Raw genomic sequence first — 13804 nt, forward strand, 5'->3', positions numbered from 1 at the left:
CCATGTCGAACGCCGCCGTAGATTATGACTACGCCCGTACGTGGGCCGAGCACGACCCTGATCCGGATACCGCCCGCCAGGTAAAGACCTGGATTGAGGAGGGCAATACCGCCGAGCTCGCCTCCGCCTTCGCCGGCCTCCTGGCCTTTGGCACCGCGGGCCTGCGCGCCGCCGTGGGCCCGGGTGAGTCCCGCATGAACCGCGCCGTGGTCATCCGCACCACCTACGGGCTCATCACATGGCTCAAGCAGCAGGTCGATACCCCAGTCGTGGCCATTGGTTGCGATGCCCGCCACGGCTCCGCGCAGTTCCAACGCGATGCGGCGCAGGTCATCTCCGCAGCTGGCGGCCGGGCCCTGGTTTTGCCCGCACAAAACCCCACCCCGCTGACCGCTTTCACGGTACACAAGCTCAAGGCAGATGCTGGCATCATGGTTACCGCCTCGCATAATCCGCCGGCCGATAATGGCTACAAGGTGTACTTGGGCGGCCGCATCGCCACCGGCCCTGCGGAAGGCGTGCAACTTATCTCGCCCGCCGATGCCGAAATCGCGGAAGCCATCGCCGCGGCACCTCATGCCGATGAAATCCCGCTTTCTGCGGCGAATGTCGAGAACGTCGATACCCGCGCCGACTACCTCGACCGCGCGGCACAACTCGTAGGCGAAAGCTCCGATGTCACCATCGCGCTCACGGCCATGCACGGCGTTGGTGCTGCCTTGGGCAAAGAACTTCTCACCCGCTGTGGCTTCCGCGTCTCGCTAGTTCCTGAGCAGGCCCAACCGGATCCGGATTTCCCCACCGTCTCCTTCCCCAACCCGGAAGAGCCCGGCGCCCTTGATCTGGGTATCCGCCACGCTGAGGAGATCGGCGCCGATATCCTTATCGCTTATGACCCCGACGCCGACCGCTGCGCCGCCGCCGTACCTACTGCTTCTGGCTCCTGGCGCCAGCTCACCGGCGATGAAACCGGTGCCCTTTTGGGCGACTATCTGGCCCGCCGCGGGGCGACCGGCAATTTTGCCAATTCCCTCGTCTCCTCCCGCCTGCTCGGGCGCATCGCCGCGCACTACGGCCTCGGCCACGAAGAGACGCTGACCGGCTTCAAGTGGATCGCACGAACCCCGGATCTCGCCTTTGGCTATGAGGAGGCCATTGGATTCTGCCCCGATCCCACCGCTGTCCGTGACAAGGATGGCATCGCAACCTCCGTAGTGCTCGCCAGCCTCGCAGCCGAGTGCAAGTCCGCAGGAACCACCCTGCTGGAGCGATTGGAGGGCATCTATGCCGCCGTTGGGGCCCTGTATACCCAACCGCTGACCTTCCGCGTAGATGACCTCAGCATCATCGCCCAAGCGATGGACAAGGTCGCCTCTACCCCACCCACGGAGCTGGCCGGCTCCCCAGTGGCGAAGGTAGAGAAATTCGCCCAAGGCTCCAAGTTCTTCACCAACAACGATGACCGCGTCATCGTGCGCCCCTCCGGTACCGAGCCGAAGCTGAAGTGCTACATCGAATCCCCCGACGCCGACCGCCTCGATGCTATTGCGGCCGACCTGCGCGCCTACTTCGAGATTTAAACCCCTCCCCGCTCCGCGCTCTCTAACTGGTCCTTCTGAGATTGCTTAGGGCCAATGAGGGTGCGGACTAGTGGGCTTGCTGCCGCCAGGCCCACCGCCGCAGTACCAACTATCGATTCCGGTGGGTCAAAAAGAACGAGTATCGCCGGTATAAGGATGAGCGCGCCGAAAATGACACCTACGGCCGTAAAGAGCCGTACTTTTGATTCAAATATCGCGTACTCAAAAGATTCTGCTGTAACTTTCCTATCGAGGACAATATCTGCATGAGCGTCCTCCATAATCCGATCGCCTGCACCCGGCTGAATGTCATTGTGCTGTTTGATTATCTGTGGATGCGGAGTTGGCCCCTGATGCGCCCACACAGTAATTTGGTCGTCAAGGTTAGAAAGTCTATTTACGCCAGGGAGCGCTCCTCCAACTGGTGGGAAATCGCTGCGTTTATTTTCTGGTGCGCCCGATAACTGCGAGTCCGATTGCGCAGATGCGCTTGCTGCGCTGCCTGCGCTACTCGCTGGCTTTGAAATAGGTGAATCTCGTTTACCCCGTCCAGCATCGTTCGGATCTTCTTCATATCCCATATCCTATCGCTAAACCTCATACCTTCATCTCTACAGTGACTTTCTGTGACTGATGGTATGGCTACCGAGCACGCCTATTTGTACACAGCACCTTAGGAAGGTGTAGTTTGCTGGTCCTGAAGGCCAAAATGAGAGGAGTTAAAGATTACAGAACCCCGCCATTCATCCTTAACAGTTTTGCTAAAGATTGCAGTTGGTATTTCATCATTGCTCTGCCTCGGTTATTTCATTGGCGGTTTGAATGCGGCATACATTGCCAAGGCCCTGGCGGGATCGGATTCCACCTCATTGCCGGATATTTCTCGTAGGTTAGGAAATGGATTTTTCTACTTCACGATCGCTGGGATATTCCTAGCTGTATTCCTCGTTGGTGCCTATGCGGTGTTCCACAGGGCTCAAAGCTCCCGCAGACAGGAGTCCTGCCGGTAGCACCCGTCTCACGACTGCAGGTACGACGAAACCCCGCAAGCATCTGCTTGCGGGGTTCATTCTGTGCCAGGTAGAAGATTCGAACTTCTGAAGGCAATGCCGGCGGATTTACAGTCCGCTCCCTTTGGCCGCTCGGGCAACCTGGCATGCACTGTGTGGTGCGAGTAAGTACTTTACTACGAACCACCCACCTACCTACAAATCGCCAGCACATAAGGGAAAAAGACGATAGAGGAGGGCGTCGCCAAGCAGCTAGCCCACGCGGCGCACAGTGTAATCCGCCAATTGGCGCAGGGCCTGGCTGGCCGAATTCTCCGGCAGCACGGCGAGCTGCTCCTCTACCACGCGCAAGTAGGCAGTGATGTCCTCCAGCGCCTTCTGTCGACCGCCAGATTGGTGCAGGAGCTCAATGGCACGCTCCACCTCGGCGTCGGAATGCAGCGGCCCAGTGAGCAGCTCACGCAGCTTATCGCCCACCTCACCCTCTTCTTCCAAGGCATAGAGAACCGGCAAGGTAAATACGCCCTCACGCAGGTCCGTGCCCGGGGTCTTGCCGGATTCCTTAGGGTCGGAGAAGATGTCGATGACATCGTCCACAATCTGGAAGATCATGCCGATGGCACCACCAATGCGGTGCAGGGCTGCGGCATGCTCGGCCGAGGCACCGGAGTGATAGGCGCCCAAGTAGCCCGCAGAGGCAATGAGCACGGCGGTCTTTTCGCGGATAACCGCCGTATAGTGCTCCACGGCATTAGCCTCGCCCGCGCCGATGGTCTCGCGCATCTGGCCGGTAACCAGCTCTTCAAAGGTATCGGCAAAGTGGCCTACGGTGTGGGTATCCAGCTCGCTCATCAGGCGGGAGGCATGCGCCAAGAGCGCATCGCCGGCGAGGATGGCCACGGAATTATTCCACCGCGAATTCGCGGATTCCACGCCCCTACGGCGGTCTGCCTCATCCATGACATCGTCATGATAAAGAGTGGCCACGTGCACCATCTCCACGACGGTGGCGGCCTTAACAACCTCTTCGCAGCCCGGACGCGAACCATACTCGGAGGCCAATAGCGCCATCATAGGGCGAAAGCGCTTGCCACCGGCCTTGGACAGGTGGCTGACCTTATCCTTTAAGAAGTCCTGGCCGCGGTCGATTTCACTGCGCAGCTTGTCTTCTACTGCTTCTATGCCCGCACCAATGCGCTCGTTGAGCTGCGGATCACCAAGATCCACGTGCGTGGCATGCGATTGACCGTGAGTCATTAAATAGTGTTCCTTGCAACTAAAAGCCAGAGATAATCGATTACCTACCGTAGTCCAATCCGCGCCCCTAAACACACTCGAGGGGGCGAACTCATGCAATGATAGTCCTCATGTCGGAGCAGATCGATTCCCAAACCTATGTCGAAGTCGCCATCATTGGCGCTGGACCTGCCGGAGCCGCCGCCGCGATTCACGCCGCACGCGCGGGCTTTGACACCCTCCTTATTGATTCCGCGACGTTTCCCCGCGAGAAAACCTGCGGTGACGGGCTCACCCCACGCGCGATGCATCAGCTCGACGAGCTGGGCCTTAAGGTCAACGCCTCCTACCGCAATCGCGGCCTGAAGCTGCACGGATACGGCGGCGATATTACCGCGCCGTGGCCGAAGACCTACCCTTCCCAGGTGGGTACGGCCCTGCCACGCTATCGCTTTGATACCCTGCTTGTCGACGCCGCCGTAGACGCCGGCGCCACCCTTATCACCGGCACCCCCGCTACCGATCCCATGCTCGAAGGAAACCGCGTGACGTCTTTCCGCGTGGGCGAAGCCACCGTACACGCCACGTGGGTCATTGTGGCCGATGGCGTGCGCTCTACCTTTGGCAAGAAACTTGGCCGCACCTGGCACCGCGAGGAAGTCTATGGAATCGCCGCACGCTCCTATGCTTCTTCCACGCATGCCGATGAGCCCTGGATGCACTCCCACGTGGAGCTTAAAGACGAAGACGGCGAGGTGCAGCCGGGCTACGGGTGGATCTTCCCGCTCGGCCTTGAGCTCGGCCAGGTCAACATCGGCCTTGGCGCGCTCTCGACCGCGCAGCGCCCCGCCAAGATCAACACCAAGAAGCTGCTCGAGTTCTACGCCGCCCAGCAGCGCCCCGAGTGGGGACTAGGAGAGATTGAACACGTCACCTCTGCTCTACTGCCCATGGGCGGCGCGGTATCCAACGTGGCCGGTGCCAATTGGATGCTCATCGGCGATGCCGCCGCCTGCATCAACCCCCTCAACGGCGAAGGCATCGATTATGGCTTGGAGACTGCCGCGCTTGCCGTGGATCTACTCGGCCCAAAGGATTTCACCCTCGCCTGGCCAGCCGTCCTGCGCGAACACTACGGCGAATCCTTCCTCCTCGCCCGCACGGCCGCGCGCCTTTTGACCTACCCGCAGTTCCTCCCGATTGCCGGTCCGCTGGCCCTGCGCGGGCCCATCGGCCGCATGCTCATGCCGGCCGCCGCACGCCTTATGGGCAATCTCATCACTGACGACGACCGCGACCTCATCGCGCGCACCTGGCGCGCTGCTGGCCGCACCGTATCGTCTCTCCGCCGCGATACTCCCCTGTGGGATTCCACCGCGGCTTAGTCCCCGTCCCCCTCATGTCTCTAGGCGCGGGCCCAGGCCCGCACCTAGGCGGGCTTGACCGCCGAGTGCAGCGCCACGATGCCAAAGGTAAGGTTTTGCCAACCAGCCTCGGCCCAGCCATTGCGATTGATAGCCGCCGCGAGCTCCTCTTGCCCCGGCCATGCACGAATGGACTCCGCGAGGTAGATATAGGCATCCGGATTAGAAGAAACCACGCGCGCCACCGGCGGCAACAGGCGCATTAAGTATTCCTTGTACACGGTGCCAAAAATCGGCACCACCGGGGTGGAAAATTCCGCCACCGCTAGACGCCCGCCCGGCTTGGTCACGCGCGCCATTTCACGCAGCCCGAGCTCAAAGTCGTGGATATTGCGCAGTCCATAAGAGATGGTCACCGCATCAAAAGTATTATCCGCAAACGGTAGCTTCATGCCATCGCCGGCCACCTTGGGTACGTCACGCTCACGGCCAGCGGCCAACATCCCGCGGGAGAAATCGCACGCCACGCACCACGCACCGGACTTGGACAATTCCACGGTGGATACGGCGGTGCCGGCCGCAAGATCGAGGACCTTCTCCCCCGGCTGTAGGTTTAGTCGCTCGCGGGTGCGCTTGCGCCAGTGCGCGTCCTGCCCGAAGGACAAGACGGTATTAGTGAGGTCGTACTTCTCGCCCACGGCGTCAAACATGCGCGCCACATCGAAGGGCTTTTTATCCAGATCTGCCTTAGACACAAATGATCAGTTTAGGCCACGCGGGCGCCGAGGGCACGAGCCGCCCACCGCGGCAGCTCCGGGCGCTGCCCCAAAATGGTCAGGGGCACCCGGCGGGTATCCTCCAGCACCTCTTCGTAATAGCCCACGAGCTGCTCGCACAGCGCCTTCCACGTCTTGGAAGAAATGGACTCGCGGGCATTATCGCGCATCTCCTGATGGATCTCTGGGTTGAGCAGCGCATCCACCGCATTGGGGAGGTCTTCCACAAAGGTCTTCACGTCCAACAAAAGCCCGTTATAGCCCTCCTCAATGAGGTCTACCGGACCACCGGCACGCGGCCCAATGGTAGGCACGCCGGAGGCCTGCGCCTCCTGAATGGACTGGCAGAAGGTCTCAAACTCACCGGCGTGGACAAAAACATCCAAAGAGGCATAGGCCGCGGCAAGTTCTTCGCCAGACAGAGCGCCAGTAAACACGGCCCCAGGAAGCTGGGCTTCCAATAATGGCCGCTCCGGCCCATCGCCCACGATGACCAGCTGGATATCTTCGCGTCCATTGAGCGCCGATAACCGGTGCACCCCCTTTTCCGCAGCCAAACGCCCAACGAAGCCGACGATATTCTTCGTGCCGCTCGGCTCCCAGCTGCGGCGCAGCTCAGCAGAGCGCTTGGATGGGTGGAAAAGCTCCGCATTCACGCCGCGTCCCCAATGGCGCACGTTTTTGATGTGGTGCTTTTCCAGATCCCGGATGGTCAGAGAAGACGGTGCCAGGGTCATCTGGCAGGAGTTGTGGATGGTGCGCAGCCACTCCCAGACGCCATAGGCCAGCGCGGAAGCATGGTATTTGGTGGCGAATCCGGCGACGTCAGTCTGGTACAGCGCCACGGCCGGCACGCGTTGCTGACGGGCGGAGAAGGCACCTGCCGCGCCGAGTACGAAGGGGCTGGCTAGGTGGATGATATCCGGCTTGAAATCACGCAGCGCCTCATCCACCGCCGTTGTAGGAACTCCCACCGGAAGCGAATCCACCAGCGGCACGCGCACGGTGGGCACGCGGTAGATGGGGAATCCGAGGTAGTCCGGAATTTCCTCTTGGCCTTCGCGGGCGCCCGGCGCGATAACAATGGCCTCCTGCCCCGTCTCGTGCAGATGCTCCAAAACGCGCAGCACTGAGTTGGTCACACCATTGACATTGGGAAGGAAGGATTCAGCCACGATCGCAACACGCATGCCACCATAATGACCTATTTTCTTAAGTTAATGGTGAAGCTAGTGGAAAATCTTGGTTAATTATTTCTCCGCACGGCGGGTAAAGAAGCTAATCAGCTTCCACAAAGCGGCCACAATAAGTGTAGCCACCACCCCTACCGAAGCCGCTGGGATGATAGCCAGCGTCCACTTACGGCCTTCTACCTTGACCAGATCAGGGTCATCGAGGGCGTATTGCACCCACACCTGCTGCCCCTCACCCAGGCCGCTGGGATAAAGCAGCCCGTGCTTCGGGGTGTGGTAAATCCCCTCACTGTCTTGGAAATCCACCGTGGTGCGCAGCATTCCCACGTCTTTGACCGTGGCCAGAGCACGCGCGGGGTGGGCGGCGATGGCGTGATCATTTAGCGCCGGTCCGATGACCATGCCTACCACACCCACGAGTGCGGCCAGATACAACGCCAGCGTCAGCTGGTGCAGGCGGCGACGATAGACCGCAGCCGTATAGCGCGGCACCACGGCTGCGTGCGGTTTATGCTGCGGCGAAGCCACTTACTGGCCCACCTTTGCGGTCAACTTCTCAGTGAGCGCCCGGCGCGTGGCACGGGTGGTCTTTGCTTCCACGATGGTGATACCGGTGGAGTATTCCTTAAGTTCCGCCAGCGTATCCAGCAGCTCCTGCGGGGTAGTGACCTCTCGGTAGTCTGCCTCGTAGGCTTCTGCCAGCTTGCCGACGTCCACCCCATGCGGCGTCCCAAACGCCGGCTCGAATGACGCGCGCAGCGCATCGGCCCCCTGCTCAAGGGTCTCAAAGATGCCGCCACCATTGTCATTGGCTACGACGATGGTGAGGTTTTCCGGACGCGGTTGGTCTTCCGGGATGAGTAGGCTATTCGCATCATGCAAGAAGGTGACATCGCCCATCAGCGCCATAACGCGTGGGGCACGCCAATTGGTGGGATCCAGCGATTGTGTGGCCAAGGAAATGCCGATGGCCTGGGCGATGGTTCCGTCAATACCGGCCGCCCCGCGCGGCGAGTACGTATCGACACCGTCGAAGGGCAGGCCCACTAATGCGGCATCGCGCACCGGGTTCGAGGCGCCAAGGACCAGGGTGTCGTTGACGGAGAGCGTATCGCCCACCGCGGCCGCCACGTGCAGCCCGGTAAATCCCAGGTCTTCGTCCTCAAGAGTCTCGCGCACGGCTTGCCCCGCCATGTCGGTAGCACCCTCGCAAATCTTCATCCACTCGCGGCTCGGCTCGCCGGTGACCTTGACAGTGGTGCCCAACCGAGCATCGTTGCCGCGCTGATTGGTGAAGTCCTTGGTGCGCGAGAGCACCACCAGATCAATATCCGGATCATTCATCAGCGCCAAAACGCTGCGGTGCAGCGTCGGGTGCCCGACGACGATGACCTGTTCCACCTTGGTATTGATCACATAATCATTCGCGGAGACCTGCGCCTTGCGGAAGATATGCGCCGCCGCCGGATGTACCGGATGGTACGGGCCCGGCGCGCTTGGCTCTGCGATGGTCGGCACGTCTTCTAAGCCTTCTACCTCCCAGGCTTCATCACCGGCAATGACCAGTGTGTTCTTGCTCAAGTCCACGGCTACTTCGCCGTGGTCCACAAAGGCCGGTGCTGGCTCGCGCACGCCGTCGCCGGAGGTACGGGCGGGCAAGGCGGCGTCGACAAGCGGGGCATCAAAGGCCACATTGATGTGTACTTGCAGGTCTGTGCGGAAGCGCTGGGACATCGCCTCCAGATCATCTGCGCTGGTGACCTGGGTGGTTTTCGCGTATACGCCGAAGATGCCCTGTTGTTCGATGGTTTGGGAGGCACCCGTGCCTACCAGACGCTCTGGCCGGTCGGCGCTAATGATGGCCAGCGGCGTATGGGAATAATGTGCCTCCACCACGGCCGGCAGGGTATTGGCCACGGCAGTTCCCGAGGTCATCACCACGCCCACGTGGCGGCGCTGCACTCGCGCCATGCCTAGGGCGGTAAACGCGCCTCCGCGCTCATCGAGGCGGGTGTGAACGCGGATATCATCACGTGCTAAAAGCGCCAACGACAGCGGCGCGTTGCGCGAACCAGGGCACAAGACGACATCCGTGAGGTGGCGCGCCAGTTGGGTGGCTACCTTCTCAGCCAACTGCATCGATTCATTCATGCCGCCCGATTTTACCTGCCCGCGCGCCATTTCCCTTACCGGGCAGGTGCTTGGCACTTAGTTCTGAGTGCCCTGCTGGCCAGCCGGCTGCTCGCCGCCGCCCAGGAGGTCATTGAGGAGGCCCTCTACGTCCACATCGGCGCCTTTATCCAGCTGGTCTTGCACCTCTGGCGGTAATTCGGTCGGAATATCGGAGGGCAGCTCTTTTTGGAAATCCGGCAGCTTCGGTAGCTTATTGGAATTTTCATCCTGCGTATCCGGCTCATCGGTCTGGGTCACGGTGGTGGGGACTTCCGTAGTCAGCGTCTCCGTCACTGGCTGTGGCTCCGGTTTATCTGCCTCGTCCGCGGCATTGCGCCACAGGAAAAACAGCACAGCCGCGGCAAGCACTGCCAGCACCGCAATAGCCGCAAAGACGCCGACCATAGCGCCGCCTCCGCCGCCCTTCTTCTTGCGCTTTTCCGACTGGTCCGGATCATAGTTCGACGGCACCGGTTCGTACTCGGGCTGCTGCGCGTATTGCTGGCCATATGCCTGCCCGGCCGGCTGCTGATAGTTCTGGCCGTAGCTTTGCTGCTGACCGTAGCCCTGCTGATAGCCAGCGGCCGCATCAAATTGACGAATCTCATTCTGCGTCTGCTGCTCGCCTGGGAAGTACTGCTTGGGGTGCTCGCGGCGCGCTTGGTCGCGGCTGGGGCCTGCGGCATTATCGGGCACGCGGCCAATCTGGCGCGTGGCATCATCCGCCGGGCTAGACCAGCTGCGGGTTTCATTATTATCGCCATGAGGGCCTTTAGTAGTCATACCCTCTACCTCTACCCCATTTTGCTGTGAGATCCCAGAGAGGTCTCCCACAGCTAACGGGTAGCTAAGGCTCGCCGCTTAATGCGCTCGGCGTGCACTCAAGGCGCGGCCCGTGGCGGTATCCTCTGCGGCAACCTGCGCCGGGGTGGCATCCGCGATGATGCGGCCGCCATCTTCGCCAGCGCCCGGGCCCATCTCAATGATGCGGTCCGCATTCGCCATGACCGAAAGATCATGCTCGACGACGATCACCGTATGTCCAGCATCCGCCAGCTTATGCAGCTCGGTATTGAGCAGGTCGATATCGGCTGGGTGCAGGCCCGTGGTGGGCTCATCGAGCAGGTAGACCGTGTGGCCGCGGCGAGAATTGCGAGAGCGCTGCAGTTCCGTGGCGAGCTTGATGCGCTGGGCCTCTCCGCCGGACAGCTCCGGTGCACCCTGACCCAAGCGGAGGTAGCCCAGGCCGACGGCCTGCAGTGTGGCGATGGCGCGGTAAATCTTTTCCTCTTCGGCGAATACCTCTGCGGCTTCGTCGACGGTGAGCTCCAAGATATCCGCGATGGTGCGACCCTGCCAGGTTACTTCGAGGGTTTCCTCGTTGAAGCGGGCGCCGCCGCACTCTGGGCAGGTGGTATACGAGCCTGGCAAAAAGACCAGCTCCACTTCGATTTTGCCCGCGCCGCCACAGGTGGGGCACTGGCCTTGCTTCACGTTGTAGGAAAAGCGCGAGACCGTCCACTTGCGCTGCTTGGCCTCGTCGGTGGAGGCGAAGAGCTTGCGGACGTTATCGAAAAGACCGGTATAGGTTGCCAGCGTGGAGCGCGGGGTGCGGCCGATGGGCTTTTGGGTAATCTGCACGACGCGCTTGACTCGGTCAAAGCCTTCCGTGCTCTCTATCGACCAGCCCTTCTCCTCGGTCTCTTCTTCATCGGAGACGGCCGTAGCGGATTGGCGCAGCAGGCCGGCAAGTACCGTACTGACCAGAGTGGACTTACCGGAACCGGATACTCCAGCGACCGCCGTGAATTGGCCGAGACCAAAATCTACATCGAGGTTGTCGATGCTGCGGGCTTTGATGCCGCGAAGGGTGAGGTGGGAAGAGGGGGTACGGGGGTCGTCGGCAAGCGCGAGCGTGCGATTAGCCAAGGCACGGGCGGTGGGGGTGTCCGCGTCGTAGTCCGCGACTGGACCCGAATAAACGACGTTACCGCCGCGCTCGCCGGCCAGCGGGCCGACGTCAACGAGCCAGTCCGCCTGCGCGACCAAATCCATGTCATGCTCTACCAAGAGCACAGAATTGCCGGCCGCGATGAAGCGGCGGCACATGTCCATCACGGCATCGCGCTCATCTGGGTGCAGGCCGGCCGAGGGCTCATCGAGCACATAGGCCACGCCAAAGAGACCGGAGCGCAGCTGCGCCGCCAGTCGGATACGCTGCATCTCGCCGCCAGATAGGCTCTGCGTTGGCCGATCCAGGCTTAGATGCGCCAGGCCGAGCTCGAGCGCCGAGGTCAAGGCAGGAAGAATCTGTTTGAGCAATAAGTCCTCGGCCGAATTCTCCTCCGGATTCTGCTTGCTGAGCACCGCGTGGACCCTATCGAGCGGCAGCGCGCCCAGCTCATCAATGGGCATGCCCGCATAAGTCACCTTCAGCGCGGCTGGGTTGAGACGGCGGCCTCCGCAGGTTTCGCACTCGCGCGATTCCATATAGGACAGGGTGCGCTTGCGCAGGGTATCCGATTGGGTCTCTGCCAGCGTCTTCTTCAGGTAGCTGGCCACCGAACGCCACGTGCCCTCATAGTTGCGCTGAATCTGGTCCTTGCTGCGCAGGGGCTTGACCGTGACTACTGGACGCTCCTCGGTAAAAAGAATCCAGTCGCGGTCCTTTTGGGGCAGCTCTTGCCAGGGCGAATCCAGGTCATAGCCCAGGTTCATGAGGATGTCGTGGAAGTTCTTGCCGGCCCAAGCGCCAGGCCACGCCTGGATAGCACCCTCCTCAATAGAGAGGGTGGGATCCGGGACCATCGAGTCCTCGGTCGGTTCATGCACCACGCCCGTGCCGTGGCACTGCGGACACATTCCCTCCGGAGTATTAGGCGAGAAGGAATCGGAGTATAGGCCCTCCGGGTTATCCCCGGCGCGCGAGTAGAGCAGGCGCACGCTATTGGAGAGTGCGGAGACTGTGCCGACCGTGGAGCGCGCTCCGCCGCCGGAGGTCGATTGCTGCAGTGCGACCGTCGGCGGTAGGCCCTCTACCTGGCTGACCTGCGGATCGACGGCCGAGCTAATGAGGCGGCGGGCGAAGGGCGCTACTGATTCGAGATAACGACGCTGACCTTCGCCGTGAATCGTGCCGAAAGCAAGCGAAGACTTGCCAGAGCCGGACACCCCAGTGACAGCGACGAGTTTGCCACGGGGCACATCGACGTCGACGTTGCGCAGGTTGTGCAGGTGGGCATCGCGGACCTTGATAGTAGACATGTCCCCTAGCGTACGCACAGGTGGCGGGCTGGGCAGCGACCTCTATCTTGGCTTTCCGCCGCTGATCGCGCACCGATCGCGATTTTCGTCCATCTAAACCAGGGATTTCGTCGACGGTTTAAGCGGTTTGTATGGACGAAAGTCGTGATCCCAGCAGTTCCGCGGAACCGAATCCTCAGCGCAGCAGTCTAAAAGGCTATGTACACACGAAAAGACCTGTTCGAAAAAGGAATGACTCAATATCGAATTGAAAAGGAGGTGGCAGAGGGCAGACTCCTCCGGCTTAGGCGCAATTGTTACGTCCCGGCGGAGGCAGAGGCGAAAGATAAGCTCAACGCGGTGGCACAGCTTTATCCGGACGCGGTGTTTTCAGGGACAGCGGCTCTCGCGGCCTATGGCTTATGCGAAGTACGCCTGCCGGCGGTGATCCGGGTGGATAATAATAGCCGGATGCGGGCGGATGATCTGGTGCATATGGTGAGGTCGCGACCAGTGCCGGCAAATCGGATAAAGGGTGTCAAGATGGCGTTGCCGGCGCAGGCGGTAGCAGATGCCCTAAGCTTTGAGCGCTGCAGCGAGTGGCTGCTGAAGGATGCACTGGCGCAGGCGTATCGCGGGCTCAACGGAAGGGGGAGGTTCGCGGCCGATATAGAGCAGGTGATCAGCAAGAAAAGGGACGCGGTGCGCGAGTTGGCGGAGCGGGCGCCGGTGGGGACGGCGTCGAAATGGGAGCAGCGAATGTATCACGAGATGCGGCGGGTGGGGCTCAAGCCGGTGCCGAATTTCCGTTTAGGACCGTATACCTGGGATTTAGGCTTCGAAGCGGGAACGACGGTGGTGGATTTGGACTCGCTTTATTATCACGCGCCGGAAGATAATCACCGGGAATTTCTCATCGGGACGTGGAAGACCAATCATGCGGTGCAGCATGGGTGGGCGCCGTTGAAATTTACGGATGAATGCACCGACTACCACCTCAAGCTGGTGGTGGAGACGGTGCAAGAAACGGTGGCGCATCGCCGCAGCGTGCGCGGGCTAAAGAGCAGTCCGCAAAAGGTGCGGCGGGCGCTGGTGACTCCGGCGTGGCGGTTCCACCAAAGCTTGCTCTAGAGCCTAGTCAGACAGGTGCGGCCAGCAGGCACGGAGGCGGTCGAACCACCAATCGCGGCGGTCGGCGGGGGCGGCGAGGGCGGTCAGGCGGTCTGGGTC

Annotated in this window: 11 protein-coding genes and 1 tRNA gene; 3 read left to right on the forward strand and 9 right to left on the reverse strand. The window is 61.2% G+C overall.

Translation table 11 applies throughout. The annotated features are described in order from the left end of the window. Nucleotides 1-2: 2 nt before the first annotated feature. Nucleotides 3-1580, forward strand: a complete 1578-nt coding sequence (locus WMP97_RS04950) for a phospho-sugar mutase (RefSeq protein ID WP_239204695.1) — start codon at nt 3-5, stop codon at nt 1578-1580. Here WMP97_RS04950 and WMP97_RS04955 read toward each other — a convergent pair. From WMP97_RS04955 to WMP97_RS04965, 3 genes are all read right to left on the reverse strand, one after another. Then, nucleotides 1577-2161, reverse strand: a complete 585-nt coding sequence (locus WMP97_RS04955) for a DUF2335 domain-containing protein (RefSeq protein ID WP_340439929.1) — start codon at nt 2159-2161, stop codon at nt 1577-1579. The genes WMP97_RS04950 and WMP97_RS04955 overlap by 4 nt on opposite strands. Nucleotides 2162-2654: 493 nt before the next feature. Beyond that, nucleotides 2655-2736, reverse strand: a tRNA-Tyr gene (locus WMP97_RS04960). A gap of 106 nt (nt 2737-2842) precedes the next feature. Further along, nucleotides 2843-3847, reverse strand: coding sequence for a polyprenyl synthetase family protein (locus WMP97_RS04965; RefSeq protein WP_340439930.1), 1005 nt, complete (start codon nt 3845-3847; stop codon nt 2843-2845). A gap of 98 nt (nt 3848-3945) precedes the next feature. Between WMP97_RS04965 and WMP97_RS04970 the strand changes: the two genes are divergently transcribed. Further along, nucleotides 3946-5211 (forward strand): geranylgeranyl reductase family protein, encoded by a 1266-nt coding sequence (locus WMP97_RS04970; protein ID WP_340439931.1) that lies wholly within the window; start codon nt 3946-3948, stop codon nt 5209-5211. Between the two features lie 44 nt (nt 5212-5255). Here the strand turns inward: WMP97_RS04970 and WMP97_RS04975 are convergent, their stop codons facing one another. From WMP97_RS04975 to WMP97_RS05000, 6 genes are all read right to left on the reverse strand, one after another. Then, entirely contained in the window at nt 5256-5945 is a 690-nt protein-coding gene (locus WMP97_RS04975) for a demethylmenaquinone methyltransferase (RefSeq protein WP_023020512.1), read from the reverse strand. Nucleotides 5946-5956: 11 nt separating this feature from the next. Further along, entirely contained in the window at nt 5957-7156 is a 1200-nt protein-coding gene (locus tag WMP97_RS04980; RefSeq protein WP_239208776.1) for a glycosyltransferase family 4 protein, read from the reverse strand. A gap of 60 nt (nt 7157-7216) precedes the next feature. Beyond that, nucleotides 7217-7654 carry a DUF3592 domain-containing protein gene (locus WMP97_RS04985; protein ID WP_340439944.1) on the reverse strand — a complete coding sequence of 146 codons (438 nt, stop codon included), beginning with the start codon at nt 7652-7654 and terminating at the stop codon, nt 7217-7219. 33 nt (nt 7655-7687) lie between these two features. Next, nucleotides 7688-9310 carry a 2-succinyl-5-enolpyruvyl-6-hydroxy-3-cyclohexene-1-carboxylic-acid synthase gene (menD, locus tag WMP97_RS04990; RefSeq protein ID WP_340439932.1) on the reverse strand — a complete coding sequence of 541 codons (1623 nt, stop codon included), beginning with the start codon at nt 9308-9310 and terminating at the stop codon, nt 7688-7690. Nucleotides 9311-9367: 57 nt separating this feature from the next. Further along, nucleotides 9368-10114, reverse strand: a complete 747-nt coding sequence (locus WMP97_RS04995) for a hypothetical protein (RefSeq protein WP_340439933.1) — start codon at nt 10112-10114, stop codon at nt 9368-9370. Nucleotides 10115-10192: 78 nt separating this feature from the next. After that, nucleotides 10193-12595, reverse strand: coding sequence for an excinuclease ABC subunit UvrA (locus tag WMP97_RS05000; RefSeq protein WP_340439934.1), 2403 nt, complete (start codon nt 12593-12595; stop codon nt 10193-10195). A 198-nt stretch (nt 12596-12793) separates the two neighbouring features. Between WMP97_RS05000 and WMP97_RS05005 the strand changes: the two genes are divergently transcribed. Then, entirely contained in the window at nt 12794-13705 is a 912-nt protein-coding gene (locus WMP97_RS05005) for a hypothetical protein (protein WP_340439935.1), read from the forward strand. Nucleotides 13706-13804: the final 99 nt, after the last annotated feature.

The organism is Corynebacterium sp. KPL4072 (assembly GCF_037908395.1).
GTDB lineage: Bacteria > Actinomycetota > Actinomycetes > Mycobacteriales > Mycobacteriaceae > Corynebacterium > Corynebacterium kefirresidentii.

Excerpts from the sequence above, each read along its gene's own strand:
- WMP97_RS04970 (WP_340439931.1), top strand. The coding sequence starts at position 3,946 with ATGATAGTCCTCATGTCGGAGCAGATCGATTCCCAAACCTATGTCGAA.
- WMP97_RS04965 (WP_340439930.1), bottom strand. The coding sequence starts at position 3,847 with ATGACTCACGGTCAATCGCATGCCACGCACGTGGATCTTGGTGATCCG.
- menD (WP_340439932.1), bottom strand. The coding sequence starts at position 9,310 with ATGAATGAATCGATGCAGTTGGCTGAGAAGGTAGCCACCCAACTGGCG.
- WMP97_RS04995 (WP_340439933.1), bottom strand. The coding sequence starts at position 10,114 with ATGACTACTAAAGGCCCTCATGGCGATAATAATGAAACCCGCAGCTGG.
- WMP97_RS04955 (WP_340439929.1), bottom strand. The coding sequence starts at position 2,161 with ATGGGATATGAAGAAGATCCGAACGATGCTGGACGGGGTAAACGAGAT.
- WMP97_RS05005 (WP_340439935.1), top strand. The coding sequence starts at position 12,794 with ATGTACACACGAAAAGACCTGTTCGAAAAAGGAATGACTCAATATCGA.
- WMP97_RS04980 (WP_239208776.1), bottom strand. The coding sequence starts at position 7,156 with ATGCGTGTTGCGATCGTGGCTGAATCCTTCCTTCCCAATGTCAATGGT.
- WMP97_RS04950 (WP_239204695.1), top strand. The coding sequence starts at position 3 with ATGTCGAACGCCGCCGTAGATTATGACTACGCCCGTACGTGGGCCGAG.
- WMP97_RS05000 (WP_340439934.1), bottom strand. The coding sequence starts at position 12,595 with ATGTCTACTATCAAGGTCCGCGATGCCCACCTGCACAACCTGCGCAAC.